Consider the following 15,421-nt stretch of genomic DNA (forward strand, 5'->3'; position numbering starts at 1 on the left):
TGATCAGGCGGCTTCGTCGACCACAGCTTCTTCCTCTTCAGCCTTGTCCTGACGGTCTGACGCGTCGCCGATCGTGAACAGGTCGGCCTCGCGGCTGAGCCAATCTGCCAGTTCTTTGTCGGGCACGCCCAGAACTCTCAGCATATCCGCGACCATTTCGATCCCCTTGGGCTCTCCAGCCACGAGGTGCGCGCGTATGTTCAGTTCGAGATATCGGTCGAGATCATGGATGGTTTCGACAGCCACGAGTCGGACCAGGTCCGGGAAGCGGCGATTGATGCTGGGCGTGACTTCCTTGGACACTTCATAACGCGCTTTTCCAAGCACGACGGCGCGCGCATTGCTGCCCCCCACAGCTTCGATCAGCTTCATGTTGGCGGCATCTCCGAACGAGACATTGTATCCATCTGCGACCGCAGACAGAAAGCGATCGGGATCTCCGTCAGTCGCGATATAGGGGATGTCAAAGTCGATCAGAGCGTCGACGGCCAGTCGCCCGGCAGCAGACATGCCAATGACGATGACAGGCCGCTCGCCAGCGGGTTCGCCTGATGTTTCCATTGTGACCTGCTTGCGCCGCGCCAATTCGCGCGAGAGCTTGCCTCCGAGCATGGCCCAACTCGGTGCCAGCGCCAGGGACAGCGCAATGGCGGCGATCAGGCTGCCCATGAGGGCAGGGGGCATATTGGCAGTGATTGAGGCCAATGAGAGGATGACGAGTGTGAATTCCGATCCCTGTGCCAACAATGTGGCGAGCTGGGTAGCGCCGGGCACACTCCAGCCATTCATGCGGGCGGCGATATAGCCGAGCGCGGTCTTGACCGTCAGGATGCCAAACGCGCCGATCACGACGAGCGGCAGGTTTCTCAGCAGGCCCGGCAAGTCAATCGACAGGCCGACACTGATGAAAAAGAAGGACAGGAGCAGCCCGCGAAACGGTCCCATTTCCGTTTGCACCTGGTGACGAAACGGCGTGCCGGACACGGCCAGACCTGCCAGGAATGCGCCCAGGGTTAGCGAAAGCCCAATCATGGCAGTCGCGCAGGCAGCCGCCAGCACAAGCAACAGGGTGAAAGCCGTGAAGGCTTCATCATTGCGGGTGGCTGCCAGCGTCCGGAAAACCGGGTTCAGCAGGTAGCGTGAAAACAGCATGGCTGCGCCGAAGGCGATCAGGGCCTGCACAAAGGCCAGCAACAATCCAGCCGCCAGCGGGACTGCACCGCCATTCAGGAGATATTCTGACAGGAGGCCCGCAAGGCCGGCGGCGGTCTCTCCTTCCCCAAGCGACGTGGCGAAGATCATCAGGAAGATGGCGACAATATCCTGAAAGATCAGGACATGTGTGGCCGTGCGCCCGATCGGACACGAGTTCTGCTCGCGCTCTGTCAGGATCCGCGCAACGACCGCTGTAGACGAAAGGCCAAGACTGAGGCCTACCGCGATCGCAATCGGCCAGGATATGCCCAGCATATAGAGCGCGCCTGCACTGATCAGGCCTGTCAGCAATAGATGGACAGGGGCAAGGCCGAGCAGGTCACCACGGCTTTCTTTCAGTTCGCGGAGCGAGACATGCATGCCGATATCGAAGAGCAGGAAGACCACGCCGAGCTCGGCCAGCAAATGCGTGCCGCCACTCTCATGGATCAGGTTCAGCATGCCCGGACCGATCAGAATCCCCGCGAGGAGGTAGCCAACAATGGGGCTGAGATTGAGCGCCCGCGAGACCAGGGCGGCTGCCGCGCCGAACCCCAACAGGGTGATTGCGGGAACGAGCGCGCCCACGGCGTCGGCAGGGCTCATTTCAGCGGCCATGGGGGAGCTCTTTCTTCTGGGTGGAGTCGAACTCCCAACTTAAGGAGGATTGCGCAAAAATAAAGGCCGCCAGCTCTCGAGGGAACCGGCGGCCTTCACCAGACTGCACGCGAAGGAGGGCAATGTCTCGCGCACAGTTTGTGAAGAATATCCGAGCGCTAGAGGCTCTTTGCGAGAGTCAGGACAATGCGCTCGTCGGCGATGTCCGTACCGTCGATGTCGGTATCCCAGTAACGCAGGTCCACATCGATGCCGATTGGCAGCGAGTAGGTGCCACCAAGCGACCAGTTGGTGTAGTCGCCGCCACCATCGAAGGAGTAGTTGCCGACGGATACGTCAGCTGCGAAAGCGTCGGTGAAGGCATACCCCGCAGAGCCTTCAACATAGACACTCTCATTGTCTGGATCCCAGTAGACGGCGCCGCCTACTTCAACTCCGCCTTCGAAAGCATAACCCAGAGCGGCCTGCAGTTCGACGAAGTCGAGGTCTTCATCATCCGAGTCCGGATAGGAATAATAGATGACGCCGAGATCCCAGGAGACGCCGTTCGAGAATTCGCTGGCGACGCCGGCGTAGAGGTCGAGCTCTACATTAGAGTCAGAGCCGTCTTCGAAGTCGATATTCGATGCCCATGTACCCGCATAGAATATACCGTTCGCATAGTCGAAGCCGCCGGAGATGGCCATGTCCTCATTGGACTGGGAGACGCCACGCCAGACATAGTCTGTGCTGAGAGCGACGTTACCGGACCATTCTCCCTCGGCAGCTGCCGTGCCAGCCACTGCCAGCATTGCTGCAAGTGCTACCCCTGCGCGGAAAAGCTGTTGTTTCATGTTTTAGTACCCCGTTGTTGAATCGCGCTGTTGCCAGCGCCAAAACCACGATGACGCGGCTTTATCCGGGATCAGAAACAAAAATATGGAGGTTGCTGGACGGCAACCCGAACGCCAGAATTTTGTGCACGCAGGTGCGACAATGCCTTAGGCTTGTGCGCTCTGGTTTTGGTCACCGTGCGGTCAACGGCGCGTAACCAAGGTGCGTGCCAGCGTCGACCAAAAGCGTCTCTCCAGTCACGTGTCGAGAGGCATCCGTCAGGAAGAAAAGGGCCGAATCTGCAATATCGTCGGGCCCGCTGGCCACGTTGAGCGGGGTGGCGGCCGCAACAGAGGCTTCCATGCGCTGATACTGCTCTTCATCCATCTTGTCCTTGAACCAGCGCGTGCCGATAAAGCCCGGACAAATCGCATTCACGCGAATCTCCGGGGCCAGTGCGCGGGCCAGCGACAGGGTCATCGTGTTGAGCGCGCCCTTGGTCGCTGCATAGGCTACCGATGAGCCGATACCCGTAACACCCGCGATGGAGGATGTATTCAGCACAGCAGCGGCGCGACCGGTTTGACGGTGACTTTCTATAAGCAGGGATTTGCAGGCCTGCATCATCAGGAAGGGACCGGCGACATTGACCGCGTAGAGGTCCAGGAAATCTTCGCGGGTGAGGGCGTCCAGATCGGAATGGTCACGTGCATGCTTGGTCGTGCCGGCATTGTTGACGAGGATGTCCAGCCGCCCGACCTGGGCAGCAGCTTCTGCGAGCTTACGGCAGCCCTCATCCGTCGATACGTCAGCCTGAACAAGGCGCGATTGCGAACCGAGCGCCTGGCAGTCCGCTGCGGTCGCTTCGCCCTCCGCGACGGATCTTGCGCAATTGATGATCACGTCAGCGCCGCGCTCGGCAAGTTTCAAGGCAATTGATCGTCCCAACCCTGTGGCTGAACCGGTTACGATCGCTTTGCGCCCGGCGAGGTCTTTTGGCTGTGTCATCGCGTTTTCTCCCGTAATTTCCATATGTGTCTGGGCTGGAATGTACGGGGCGTTGAACAATGGTGGCAACAGGTTTCACCGAATTGGTCAAGAAAGCTGAAACCCGTCATTGGTACCCGTTTGTGCCTATACCGGAGACAGCAGCTCATGGTCAGGTCGGCCAGCATCATTCAGCGTATTCAGGCCGTCTCGCAGCGTTCACGCGAGGATGCACGACAAGTTGCGCAGGAAATGTGCTCGCGCGGGCCGCAATCTGACGCCGAGGCTCAGGCTCTGTTCGATTTCAATGCGCGAATGAAGGGAGCGGACCCTGATTGGGACAACCGGTTTGTCCGTGTGATGGCGCATTATGTGCTTGCACGCGATGCCGCCAATGGGGCGTTGACGCCAGCTAATCTTGATTGGTTGCAGGAGCGGGTCGCGATTGGGGGCAGGTTGGTTGATCGCAATCTGGCAAGCCTCTTCATGCGGCTGCTCCGCAAAGCTGATGGGACGCCGGATGGGTTCGGTCTGATCGTACTATCCCATCTATGCGACCAGATGATCCGGGATGATCACGCTAATGCCAAATTCGTGGGGAAAGTTACGGAAACGCTTCTGCTCATGGGCGCTGAGAATGCGCCCTGGATTGACCGGGCTGAGGCAGCGATCCTCTTTCACACACAGGAGAGTATAGAGGGAAGCGAGAACGATCCGTCGTGGAATTTCCTGTTTGCACGGGCCATCGGGAACCATTTGGTCTCCCGCGCGCATCCTAACCCCCACACGGAACGCCACGCTCTCAACCGCAAGCATTGGCTTGACCCGAACGATCCCAATCCCGGCAAGTTTGTCGGGTGTCTTGCGCTGGGATTCGACAAGGGGAGCTGGTTTGAGAAAATGGGTAGGGAAGCGGAAAGCGCGAGTTTGGCACGCCGAACTGCCAGCCTCGCTGCGAAATCCAGGCCTGCCCAGCCGCTGCCCCGTAGCGGCTGGTGGCGCAAGAGTCCGCCACCGAACCCGGTTACCACGGCGAGCAAGACCCTGGTTGACTTCCTCAACCGTGAAGCGCCAGGTTTGCTGGCCGGATTGGTCGTCGCGGCACGATAAAACGGAGGATTTCGCCATGCTCTTGCTCAATCTGATTGTGGCGGGAGCGCTGGTGGCGATCACGTTTGCCATCCACTTCGCGGGACTGGTGGCCCTGTCTGCGGTGATCCGCAAGCGCGACGTGCCGCACGTGAACCTGTCGACCGTGGTCGGGCAGGGGCTCGCCATCTTCTTTGTCCTGCTCAGCCTGTTTGCCATCCATTCGATCGAGATCTGGATGTTCACGCTGACCTATCTGGCGCTGGGTACGTTTCCGGATGTCGAAACAGCCGTCTATTTTTCTACCTCGACCTTTTCCACAGTGGGATATGGCGATGTGCTGATCGACAAGGACTGGCGCATGCTGGCGGCAGCAGAATCCGTCATTGGTTTCCTGCTGCTCGGCTGGTCGACGGCATTCCTTGTCTCGATTTCTGCTCGGGTGCGCAACTTCGAGGCGCGCATCGAGCAGTTGGATGACAAGGACTAGGCCGGTTCCACGTCCTGCTTCATGAAGAAGCGCGCCCCGGCTACGGCCACGCCCACCAGAACCAGTCCGCCAATCACCAGCGTTTCCGGTTTCGCGCCGAGATATTCGAAATATTGCGTGTAGCCATGGATCGTCAGGAACACGATTGAGGTTATCGACAGGAAGCTGTTCCGGCGTGCCGTAAAGATCATGGCGACGATCGCGCCAATCCAGCCCAAGGTGAAGACATGGTCGGGGATGGCAATGGCAGCTTCACGCCATTCCGACCGGTCCGACCAGCGCTGCGGCGCAAACCAGTGTTCGCCAATCCGGTCACCCCAGAGCGAACCCACCCAAAAGGCAAAATTTACCATGAACATGGCCGTGCGTGCTGCGACGGTGACCAGATTGTTCCATGCGTCTGACAGGGTATTGCGGGCACGATAGAGACCCAGGGCGAGCAGGCCGAAGACAAGGATCGTGATGGTCGGTTCTTCGACGAACAGGGCGTAGCTGGCATGCCAGTAGCCTGTGCCAGAACCAAGAATGGCACCGAGGGACAAGACTGCAAACGCTGCCAGAAGTGCCGAACGGAACCACAGCGCTGCCGCGGTCATGACCAGTGCGATCAGTACGGTGGGCACCGTGCCATCATCCACTTCCCGGAATTCCCATCCGATCCATCCTGCCACGCCAAGTGTACCCATAAGCGTTAGCGCCATGCCGAGGGTTTTCAGGGAATTTCCACGTGCGCTGCGGCGCAGGAATTCCGCGCCGCCCAACGCGACAAGTGCCAGAACGAGACCGGTTATGGCGTTCGGCACAAGTGCGATCGTGCCGCCGGCGACCGAGATGGCTCCGAAAATCAGCAGAATGTTTATCAGCACACCATTCCTGCGATCAGGCAGGGCGAAACCCTGCAAGCGCGCGGCTTCGGAGGAGTCGATCTGGCCATTGGCCAGCAGGGCATCGAGGTCGAGTATGATCCGGGACATGAGAACTATCTCCATAAATAGTGAGCGCTTACTAACATATCTGCGGCATCGTGGCAACCGACTTCCCCTATGGGAATTGTGGACATCGGCTTTCGGGCGGCTTAGTGCAGTCGCTGAAAGACTTTACATTGGATCGAGGCAGCATGTTCAAAAAGATTCTGATCGCCAACCGGGGGGAAATTGCAGTTCGGGTCATCAAGACCTGTCGACGGCTGGGCGTACAGACAGTGGTGGTCTATTCAGACGCCGATGCGGATTCCATGGCCGTCGAGATGGCCGACGAGACTGTCTATATTGGCGCGTCACCTGCGTCAGAATCTTATCTGGTTGCCGACAAGATCATTGATGCGGTTCGCCAGACCGGTGCAGAGGCGATCCATCCTGGCTTCGGTTTCCTGTCCGAAAACCCTGTGTTCGCCAAACGGCTCGAGGAAGAGGGGATCGGCTGGATCGGCCCGAACGCCTACGCCATTGAAGCGATGGGCGACAAGATCAGCTCCAAGAAGCTGGCTGCCGAGGCCGGCGTGTCGACCGTGCCAGGCCATATGGGTCTGATCGAAGACACCAAGGAAGCGGTGAAGATTTCCAAAGAAATCGGTTATCCGGTCATGATCAAGGCGTCCGCGGGCGGGGGCGGCAAGGGCATCCGGGTTGCGGCCAATGACAAGGAAGTCGAAGAGGGCTTCCCGGCCGTGAAGGCCGAAGCGAAAGCGTCCTTTGGGGACGACCGTGTCTTTATCGAGAAGTTCATTCTTGAGCCGCGCCATATCGAGATCCAGGTGCTTGGCGACAAGCATGGCAATTGTATCTACCTCGTTGAGCGCGAATGCTCGATCCAGCGCCGCAATCAGAAAGTCATCGAGGAAGCGCCATCGCCGCTGCTCGACCCGGAAACCCGCAAGAAGATGGGCGAACAAGCCGTGGCCCTGGCCAAGGCCGTGAACTATGACAGCGCCGGCACCGTGGAATTCGTGGCGTCTGGCGCCGACAAGGGCTTCTACTTCCTTGAAATGAACACGCGTCTCCAAGTGGAGCATCCGGTGACCGAAATGATCACCGGTGTTGATCTGGTCGAACAGATGCTGCGGGTCGCCTATGGCGAGACGCTGAAGCTCAAACAGTCCGATATCAAGATCAATGGCTGGGCCGTGGAAAGCCGCGTCTATGCCGAAGACCCGTATCGCAACTTCCTGCCATCGATTGGTCGCCTGAAGCGTTTCCACGCGCCATCAGAAGGCGCGCTGGCTGGCGGTGAGGTGCGTATGGATTCCGGCGTCCGCGAGGGCGACGAAATCTCCATGTATTATGACCCGATGATCGCCAAGCTGATCACGCACGGCAAGGATCGCGACACCGCGCTCGACGTGCATGGAGAGGCGCTGGATCGGTTCCATATTGAAGGCATTCAGGACAACATGCCCTTCATCGCGGCCGTCATCGACGAAGAGCGGTTCCGCTCTGGCAATATCACGACCGCTTATATCAAGGACGAATTCCCGGACGGCTTTGACGGCGTTGAGCCGACCGAAGCGCAGGAAATCCAGCTGATCTGTTCTGCGGCCTATGTGCACGGCTTCTTCTCGCGCCGCGCCGCCGATACGAGCGGTCGCATGTCTCCGACGCCGGATGCGCGCCGCGACTGGATTGTCATTCTGGGCGACAAGCATCACCCCGTCACATTGGACCTGGGTGAGGATGGCGAAGCCGAGATCACCATCAATGGGGGCAAGACGCACACGCTGGTCACCGGTTGGTATCCGGGCCAGCATCTGGTCGAAGGCCTGCTGGATGGGCAGCCCTTTGCCGTGAAGTTCGCTGACCGGACCGAAGGCTATCTGTTCCGTCATCGCGGCGTTGCCCTGCGCGCGCTGGTCTGCACGCCGAATGTGGCCGATTTGCACGCCCGCTTGCCAGAAAAGGAAAAGCCGGACACGTCCAAGCTGATCATTTCCCCCATGCCGGGCCTTGTCGTTTCGATGGATGTCGAACTTGGACAGGAAGTGCAGGAAGGCGAAGCGGTCTGCGTGGTCGAGGCGATGAAGATGCAGAACATCATCCGCGCCGAAGCCAATGGCACCGTGAAGGCAATCAACGTTGCCGCAGGGGACAGCGTTGCCGCAGACGAGATCATGGTTGAGTTTGGCTAAGGTCGACTCGCGCCTGAACCATTAACCCTGCTCTAACCAAATCGACGCCGAATCCCGCCTTGTGGGGTAGGGGGAGATTAACGAGTCATCCCTTGACCTTGCCGCTGATGCACCGAAAGTGCACCGGCCTTTCATGGTGAAAGCAATTCAAAAGGGGGCCGAGATGGTCAGTTTTCCAGATGCAGTAAAAATGTTCTTTTCCCGCTATGTGGATTTTCAGGGCCGGTCACGCCGCTCGGAATACTGGTGGGTCGTACTCTTCAACCTGATCGTTTTCGGGGTCCTGGCAGCCCTCGCATTCGGTCTCGGCGGTAACTTCGAAACCGGTGAAATGAATCCAATCGGCATGATCTTCTTCGCGCTGATGGGTTTGTATGGCCTTGCCGTGATCATTCCGAGCATCGCACTCTTCATCCGCCGCCTTCACGATATCAACCAGACTGGCTGGATTTATCTTGGCCTCGTGATTGCCGGATTTATTCCATTCATCAATTTCCTGGCATCGATTGCCCAGATCGTAATTGCTTGTATTCCCGGAACCGTGGGCCCGAACAAGTATGGCCCAGACCCCAAAAATCCGATGGCTGGTACCGCAGACACCTTCGTCTAGGCGCTGGCGCGGCAATCGAAATCCAGAGGAGCCGGGCAGTCGTCCGGCTCTTTTTTGTTGCAAGAGTTTATCGTTTATTGATAAGGACGCGTAGTGTTCGACATGGCCCTGCCGTGTGAGGACCCGGATCGAGGAGACTGAAACCCTATGGACATGAGATATGTCCTCTTGTCGTCAAAAGGCCGTATCGGGTCGCGCACATTCCTGCGCGGTCTGACAGTGATCACGGCCGCCTTCATGATCGTGCAAGTGGCGAACACGTTCATCTCGCCCATGTTCGGTATTCTCGTTTATCCGATGGTCTATGTGTATGTCTGCCTGTTCTCCAAGCGACTGCACGATGCAGGCCATTCCGGCTGGTTCTATCTTCTGTTCCTGGCTGGCTACGGGATCGTGGGCAGCATAGTGAGCGCTCTGTTGATGCCTATCCTGTCACCGGTCGCGTTCGAGATGTATGCCCAGTTCGGGAGCGATCTGTCCGGCGCGATGGATGCGTTGACTGAGAACATTCAGGAATTCGAGCGGCTGACCGCCCTGACCTCGCTAGCCAGCTTTCTGCTGACGACCGCATTGCTCGGCTTCATCGCCGCGCGCCTGCCCACCGATCTGGAAACGAACCGGTATGGCCCGCCGACATCCGGCACCCCAATGTCCAACACCTATTCCTGACCACTCCAGAGGACCCTGCCGGCATGACCCATCACACAATGACCCCCATCGATGCGCATCGCCCCTGGATCAGGGATGAGCGGGACAACCCGGCCCGGATGGACTGGTTTCAAACCCTGTTCAACCCGATGGGCATGACCGGAAAGCTGCATTTCAGCCGGGCGTGGACCTTCATGTTCATGGGGCGGGTGCTGCTGTTCATCGTGCCGGTCTTTGTGGCCTTCATTGCCGGTCTTGCGGGCGCCGACATGTCAGGCGCGTGGCAGCCGGTCAAATCGGTCGGCATTCCGCTGCCGGCGCTGTTGTTGCCGTTCTTCTTCTTCACGATCGTCACGGAGTTCACATCATGGGTGGCGCATGTGCGCCGCTTTGCGGAAGCGAACCGCTCGACGCTGAAGGCCGCCATTGTGCTTATCCCACTCTTCCTTGGATTGCTCGGATTTGCCGGAGGTGTGGTGTCAGGATCTGCGCAGTATCAGGCTCAGCAGGCAAAAGCCGCACAGGCAGAGACTTTGGCCGCAGAAGGCGGGGAGGCGGCCGAGACACCTGCTGCGGAACCGCAGGAAGCGCGTGGCCCGCGCCGTCCGGACGGACCGCCACCTACAGAGATGCAGGTGGCAATGGGCGCCGGCATGGGCCTTGCCATGCCGCTCTGGGCCCTCTCATCCTTTTTCATCATGCTGTGGACCTTGCTGCATGTTGCGCGCCTGCCGAATGGTGGCGCTGGCCCGTTTCGTACAGGCAGTGATCTGACCCAGGAAGAACAGCGCCTGAAAGCTTATGAAACAGCCTAGGCAGGTTCTCTGATCGGATCGGGAGCGCGTACGAGCCGACTTTCGAATACGGTCTCGAAAGCGTCTTTCAGCGCCAGGTCGACATCATCCATTGCAGCAGGGATTCCGAGATCGACCAGGCTGGTCACGCCATAGCGCGGGTCTGCGATCCCGCAGGGTGTGATGCCAGAGAAATGTTCGAGGTCTGGTTCCACGTTCAATGAAACACCGTGGAAGCTGACCCATTTCTTGAGGCGTACACCGATGGCGGCAATCTTGTCTTCACGCATTGCCCCGCCCGCTTTCGTACGGTCTACCCATACGCCGACGCGGCCATCGCGCGGGCCCGCATCGACATTGAAAGCGGCAAGCGCCTTGATGATCCAGGTCTCCAGATTTTGCACGAAGGTGCGCACGTCCCGCCCCCGCTGGGCAACATCCAGCATCACATAGGCAACCCGCTGGCCGGGGCCGTGATACGTATACTGGCCACCGCGCCCAGCATCAAAGACAGGGAAACGAGCCGGGTCACGCAGGTCGTCCGGCTTGGCAGAGGTGCCTGACGTGTAAAGCGGTGGATGCTCCAGAAACCAGACCAGTTCCGGCGCGCCGCCCTCCCGGATCGCGCGGGCGCGCGTCTCCATGAATCGGACCGCATCCTCATAAGGAACCGGGCGGTCTGAAACGGCCCATTCTGTGTCGGGGAATTTCTGCATCACTCGGGGCATATAGGCGACATTCAGGGCTTCACAAAGTGCTGGTGTCGCCTTATACGGCCCGTCTGCCTCAATAAAGACCAGTGCGGTCATGGCGGAATTGGTAGACGCGCAGCGTTGAGGTCGCTGTGGGGCAACCCGTGGAGGTTCGAGTCCTCTTGACCGCACCATTTTCAATCGTTCCAGCCGCGCTGGCAGCATTGAAAATGGCTGTCTGAATTTCACACGGCTTTTATGCGTTGGGTCGGCCTCAGGGCTGTCCAGTTCTCGCATTGTCTTGCGCATCAGCCGTCAGCGTGTGGGGCGTTACCTTGAATCGCTTCAACATGTCCTGCGCCGGAACAAAGTCCGGTGCCAGTTGGACTGTCTTGCGCAAATCGACATAGGCAGCTTCGACATTGTTGCGCAGCAATTCAGCCGTGGCGCGATTGTAGAGCGCCTTGTGCCGCAATTCATCTGACACTTGATCCATGTCTGCGAGTGCCTGGATGGCCTCGTCATAGCGCTCCAGTCGTATCAGCACTGCGCTGAGGCTGATGGTGATATCGGCCGAGGCGCCAGGCATGGCATGGGCTTCGGACAACAGGCGTGCGGCCCCTTCAAGGTCGCCCCGCCTGATGCGGACTGTGCCTGCATTTGCGTGGGCAGCAGCGCGCCCGCTCAGCGTCAGGTCTGACTGTTTCGCGCCCGCATCGCACAGCCGCTGGAGGCGCAACGTGGCTTCAGAGTAGTGCCCGAGTTCGGTGACGCATAACTCGGCCGGGCTCGGGCTGGATCTGTAGACGTCCGGGCTGGCGCCGGCATGGGGGGTGGAAATGATGAAAAGGGCGGAGAGTATAAAGGCTGGGAGGGCAGGTTTCATGTTGAAACTCCAATAGTGTAAATACACGATATGGAATGCGTGCATCCGGAAAAGGCCGCCCGACAGGATATGCCGGGCGGAGGAGTGTCACTGGATCACGGGAAACTGACTTTGTAGAGAGACACCAGCGACATAAGTAATGTATATGCACTATACTGGGGAATCAATGAAGCGCCTTGGAATAGGTGTGTTAGATTTACTGATCTGTTTGAAGTTTCAGGAAGAGTGTGTATCTACACGCTATGGACCAAACGATCATTCATGAAGATGTGACGCAGCGCTGTACGGCGGGTCGCCTGCTACGTGCGGCGCGGCGCATTACACGCGAGTATGACGACGCCTTGCGCCCGGTTGACCTGACTATTGCCCAGTTCGGGCTTTTGAATGCGGTAGGCCGGTTTGAACCCGACTCCATTTCGGAGCTGGCAGATTTGCTTGCCTTGGATCGCACCACCCTGTCCCGCAATCTGAAGCCATTGGAGAAGGCCGGTCTGATCTTTCGGGGAGAGGAGGGAGATGGCCGACGCCGTCGCCTGTTGCTCACGACGCTTGGGGTGCGCCGTCTGGAAGAGGCGTACCCGCTCTGGCAGGAGGTCCAGAACCGGATTGAAGGCCGCTTGCGCGAGGATGGCTTGTCCCAGCTCACGGCGGGCCTGAAGCGCCTGCGCTGATACAGGTCAATTCCCCAGTTCCTTAGTCTGTTGTGAGCACGCTGTGAGATTCCTGCGAATCCCGGCTAGCTCAACGTATTCGGTTCTTGCCGACGCCACGTAACCCCGGCAAAGAGGCGCCATGACAGAAACGTCCGTTCAGCCTGCCCAGACCGCTGAGACGCCCAACGTCGATCCCGATCTGCTGGAAGATATCATCGATGCCGTCGATGAGAAGGATATGCGCTGGCTGGCGCGGACGCTGCAGCGCATGCATCCGGCTGATGCCGCCGATGCGCTGGAGGCTTTGTCCTTTGATACCTTCTCTGAAGCGGTAGAACTGCTTGGCGGCGAGCTGCCAGCGGACATCCTGATCGAACTGCGCGATTCCTATCGCGAAGAGGCGGTCGAAGTGCTGCCGGACGCGGCGGTGGCAAGCGCGCTCGACGAACTCGATTCCGATGATGCGACGACCATTCTCGAAGACCTCGAAGATGACCGCCGTGAGCGTATCCTGGACGACCTTGCCCCGGTGGACCGAGCCCAGCTGGAGCGGGGCCTCTCTTATGAGGAAGACACTGCCGGCCGTCTCATGCAGACGGAGTTCGTGGCCGCGCCGGAATACTGGACGGTCGGCCATGCGATCGACCATGCGCGGGAGCTCGGCGAGGAATTGCCGGAAGTCTTCTACGAGCTCTACGTGATCGATCCGGGCCATCGCCTGCTGGGGATCGTCTCGCTGGCGACGCTGCTGCGCACGCCGCGAGATGTTCAATTGTCTGACATCATGGAAGACGCATTGTCCTCTCTGAAGCCGGAGATGGACCAGGAAGAAGTGGCCTTCCAATTCCGCAAATACTCTTTGGCTGCTGCGCCCGTGACAGATGAAGGCGACCGCCTTGTCGGCATGATCACGGTCGATGACATGGTCGATGTCATGCAGGAAGAGAACGCCGAAGACCTGCTCTCCCTGCTCAACGTGACCTCGGCGGACGGTGCCGACACAGTCTGGGATACGGTGAAGGCGCGCGCGCCGTGGCTGGGCGTGAATCTGTTCACGGCGTTCATCGCCTCCGCCATTATTTCCCTGTTCGAGGCGGCCATCGCGCAAGTCGTGGCCTTGGCGGTACTGATGCCGGTCGTGGCGGCGCTCGGGGGCAATGCGGGCAGCCAGGGGCTTGCCGTTGCCGTGCGCGCCATTGCCGAACGGCAATTGGACGGCGCTGCAGCTCGCCGCGCCATCTTCCGCGAAGTGCTCAGCGGTTGTGTAAACGGAGTCATCTTTGCCATCGGGGTCGGGTTGATCTCGCTGGTCTGGTTCCGTGACGTCCAGTTGGCGCTCGTGATCGGCGTGGCAATGTTGGCGACCTTCATCTGGGCGGGCCTGTCGGGCATTCTCGTTCCCCTCGGCCTCAAGCGCCTTGGCGCTGACCCTGCGGTGGCATCGTCGGTCTTCGTGCTAACGCTGACCGATGTGATGGCCTTCTTCAGTTTCCTCGGCCTGGCGTCGCTTGTGCTCCTGTAAATTGGGCACTTCTTGGCCAATTCTCGCCTCTCGGGTGAATGGGCGCGAGATTTGCAGCGCTTGCCCGTAGTAAAAAGTCAAACTGTCCCAAAACGGGAGCCATGCTTTTGGCCCGTCAAATGCGCACGTCCGACAAGGGAGTCGAACTCATCAAGAGTTTCGAGGGCTTTCGTGCGCGCGCAAGTCGCCTGCCGGATGGCAAATGGCTGGTCGGTTACGGGCATACAGAGACCGCACGCGCTGGCCTGACCGTTAGCGCCTTCGATGCGGAACTGATCCTGCGCTTTCATGACCTGAAGCGGGTCGAGAACCATCTGGCGCAACAGGTGTTCACGCCGCTGAGCCAGAACGAATTCGATGCGCTCGTCTCATTCGCCTTCAATATCGGTTTGAAGGCCTTCGATTCCTCTGACGTACTCGCGCACCTCAATTCCGGCGACCGTATCCTTGCCGCTGAAGCCATGAGTAGCTGGCGCCGGGGTCGGGTGGATGGTCAGATCCGCGTGATTGATGGACTTGTGCGCCGCCGCGCCGTGGAAGTGGCAACCTTCCTGGATACGCCCAAACGTCGTGTTTCGATCCCGAGTGCGCTTGTCCGCCCCGAACGCGACGGCCTTGCCGGGTTGAGCGGGAATCGGGACACTTCCATCGTGTTGGAGCCGCGGCCTGAACAGAACCGCGCTCGCGCCACAGCAGAGCGCGAGAGCCCGCCAGAGGCCGCCGCCCGCGCAGTGGCCCAGCGCCTGACGCGCATTCTCGGGGAAAATGGTTCCCGCGCATCCGGCGAGCCTGATCCGCAGCCGACGGGTGATTCCACCGTTGATGAGATTACGCGCGCCGTTTCCGCGCTGGCAGGCCCCGAAGGCAATGGCGAGCCGGCCCAGCCGCCAGCCTCCATGTCGGAACGCCGCCGGGCCTATCGTCCGCCAAACCTGTCCGACCCGGAGGGGGAGGGGCTCACCCTCGACAATCTCTCTGTGCCGCCGACGAACCAGAAACTGATCGATGACCTGGCCACGGTCGAGGTGGATACATCGCGCTTGATGACACCCGCGCAGGCCGAAATGGCAGACTTTGCTCCGGCGCACGGTTGGCGCTGGTTGCCCTTTGCCTTGCTGGCAGGACTCGGCACGATTGGCCTTTATGACGGACTGCGCCGCATCTTTACTCAATCGAGCGCACGCATGGGCGAGGCTGCGAGCCAGGCCTATACCGGCCCCCTGATGGCGCTGGGTGGTGGCTTCCTCCTATTCGTCTCGGTCTACTATCTGTACCGCATGCTGGCGCAGGAAGATTAGGCTGAC

15 protein-coding genes and 1 tRNA gene are annotated in these 15,421 nt (G+C 59.5%); 10 read left to right on the plus strand and 6 right to left on the minus strand.

The genetic code is table 11. The annotated features are described in order from the left end of the window. Positions 1 to 3 precede the first annotated feature (3 nt). The 3 genes from L53_RS13795 to L53_RS13805 form a co-directional block, all read right to left on the minus strand. Positions 4 to 1,812, minus strand: a complete 1,809-nt coding sequence (locus L53_RS13795) for a cation:proton antiporter (protein WP_051607986.1) — start codon at positions 1,810 to 1,812, stop codon at positions 4 to 6. Between the two features lie 158 nt (positions 1,813 to 1,970). Beyond that, on the minus strand, positions 1,971 to 2,645 hold the full coding sequence (locus L53_RS13800) for a TorF family putative porin (protein ID WP_034816626.1): 675 nt from the start codon (positions 2,643 to 2,645) through the stop codon (positions 1,971 to 1,973). 172 nt (positions 2,646 to 2,817) lie between these two features. After that, positions 2,818 to 3,633 (minus strand): SDR family NAD(P)-dependent oxidoreductase, encoded by an 816-nt coding sequence (locus tag L53_RS13805; protein ID WP_051607996.1) that lies wholly within the window; start codon positions 3,631 to 3,633, stop codon positions 2,818 to 2,820. A 147-nt stretch (positions 3,634 to 3,780) separates the two neighbouring features. Here L53_RS13805 and L53_RS13810 point away from each other — a divergent pair, with 147 nt between their 5' ends. Both L53_RS13810 and L53_RS13815 read left to right on the plus strand, forming a co-directional pair. Then, a complete protein-coding gene (locus tag L53_RS13810) occupies positions 3,781 to 4,722 on the plus strand; it encodes a hypothetical protein (protein WP_034816629.1) in 942 nt (313 codons plus the stop codon). A 16-nt stretch (positions 4,723 to 4,738) separates the two neighbouring features. Continuing rightward, positions 4,739 to 5,191: an ion channel gene (locus L53_RS13815; RefSeq protein WP_034816632.1), complete on the plus strand. Its 453-nt coding sequence runs from the start codon at positions 4,739 to 4,741 to the stop codon at positions 5,189 to 5,191. On the opposite strand, the gene L53_RS13820 is transcribed toward L53_RS13815, so the two are convergent. Then, positions 5,188 to 6,165: a hypothetical protein gene (locus tag L53_RS13820; protein WP_034816634.1), complete on the minus strand. Its 978-nt coding sequence runs from the start codon at positions 6,163 to 6,165 to the stop codon at positions 5,188 to 5,190. The genes L53_RS13815 and L53_RS13820 overlap by 4 nt on opposite strands. A gap of 143 nt (positions 6,166 to 6,308) precedes the next feature. Between L53_RS13820 and L53_RS13825 the strand changes: the two genes are divergently transcribed. The 4 genes from L53_RS13825 (at position 6,309) to L53_RS13840 (ending at position 10,385) form a co-directional block, all read left to right on the plus strand. Further along, positions 6,309 to 8,312, plus strand: a complete 2,004-nt coding sequence (locus tag L53_RS13825; protein ID WP_034816637.1) for an acetyl/propionyl/methylcrotonyl-CoA carboxylase subunit alpha — start codon at positions 6,309 to 6,311, stop codon at positions 8,310 to 8,312. Between the two features lie 163 nt (positions 8,313 to 8,475). Continuing rightward, a complete protein-coding gene (locus L53_RS13830) occupies positions 8,476 to 8,922 on the plus strand; it encodes a DUF805 domain-containing protein (protein WP_034816639.1) in 447 nt (148 codons plus the stop codon). Between the two features lie 147 nt (positions 8,923 to 9,069). After that, positions 9,070 to 9,591: a DUF805 domain-containing protein gene (locus L53_RS16575; RefSeq protein ID WP_051607987.1), complete on the plus strand. Its 522-nt coding sequence runs from the start codon at positions 9,070 to 9,072 to the stop codon at positions 9,589 to 9,591. 23 nt (positions 9,592 to 9,614) lie between these two features. Further along, positions 9,615 to 10,385 (plus strand): hypothetical protein, encoded by a 771-nt coding sequence (locus L53_RS13840; protein ID WP_034816642.1) that lies wholly within the window; start codon positions 9,615 to 9,617, stop codon positions 10,383 to 10,385. Here L53_RS13840 and lipB read toward each other — a convergent pair. Beyond that, positions 10,382 to 11,080: a lipoyl(octanoyl) transferase LipB gene (gene lipB / locus L53_RS13845; RefSeq protein WP_034816824.1), complete on the minus strand. Its 699-nt coding sequence runs from the start codon at positions 11,078 to 11,080 to the stop codon at positions 10,382 to 10,384. The genes L53_RS13840 and lipB overlap by 4 nt on opposite strands. 85 nt (positions 11,081 to 11,165) lie before the next feature. On the opposite strand from lipB, the gene L53_RS13850 reads away from it, so the two are divergent. Beyond that, positions 11,166 to 11,250, plus strand: a tRNA-Leu gene (locus L53_RS13850). A gap of 80 nt (positions 11,251 to 11,330) precedes the next feature. On the opposite strand, the gene L53_RS13855 is transcribed toward L53_RS13850, so the two are convergent. Further along, entirely contained in the window at positions 11,331 to 11,942 is a 612-nt protein-coding gene (locus L53_RS13855) for a tetratricopeptide repeat protein (protein ID WP_156947930.1), read from the minus strand. A gap of 242 nt (positions 11,943 to 12,184) precedes the next feature. Between L53_RS13855 and L53_RS13860 the strand changes: the two genes are divergently transcribed. From L53_RS13860 to L53_RS16580, 3 genes are all read left to right on the plus strand, one after another. Further along, a complete protein-coding gene (locus tag L53_RS13860) occupies positions 12,185 to 12,613 on the plus strand; it encodes a MarR family winged helix-turn-helix transcriptional regulator (RefSeq protein ID WP_051607988.1) in 429 nt (142 codons plus the stop codon). 121 nt (positions 12,614 to 12,734) lie between these two features. Next, positions 12,735 to 14,117 carry a magnesium transporter gene (mgtE, locus tag L53_RS13865; protein WP_034816649.1) on the plus strand — a complete coding sequence of 461 codons (1,383 nt, stop codon included), beginning with the start codon at positions 12,735 to 12,737 and terminating at the stop codon, positions 14,115 to 14,117. Positions 14,118 to 14,218: 101 nt separating this feature from the next. Further along, positions 14,219 to 15,415, plus strand: a complete 1,197-nt coding sequence (locus L53_RS16580; protein ID WP_051607989.1) for a lysozyme — start codon at positions 14,219 to 14,221, stop codon at positions 15,413 to 15,415. Positions 15,416 to 15,421: the final 6 nt, after the last annotated feature.

The organism is Hyphomonas sp. L-53-1-40, assembly GCF_000682775.1.
Classification (GTDB): domain Bacteria; phylum Pseudomonadota; class Alphaproteobacteria; order Caulobacterales; family Hyphomonadaceae; genus Hyphomonas.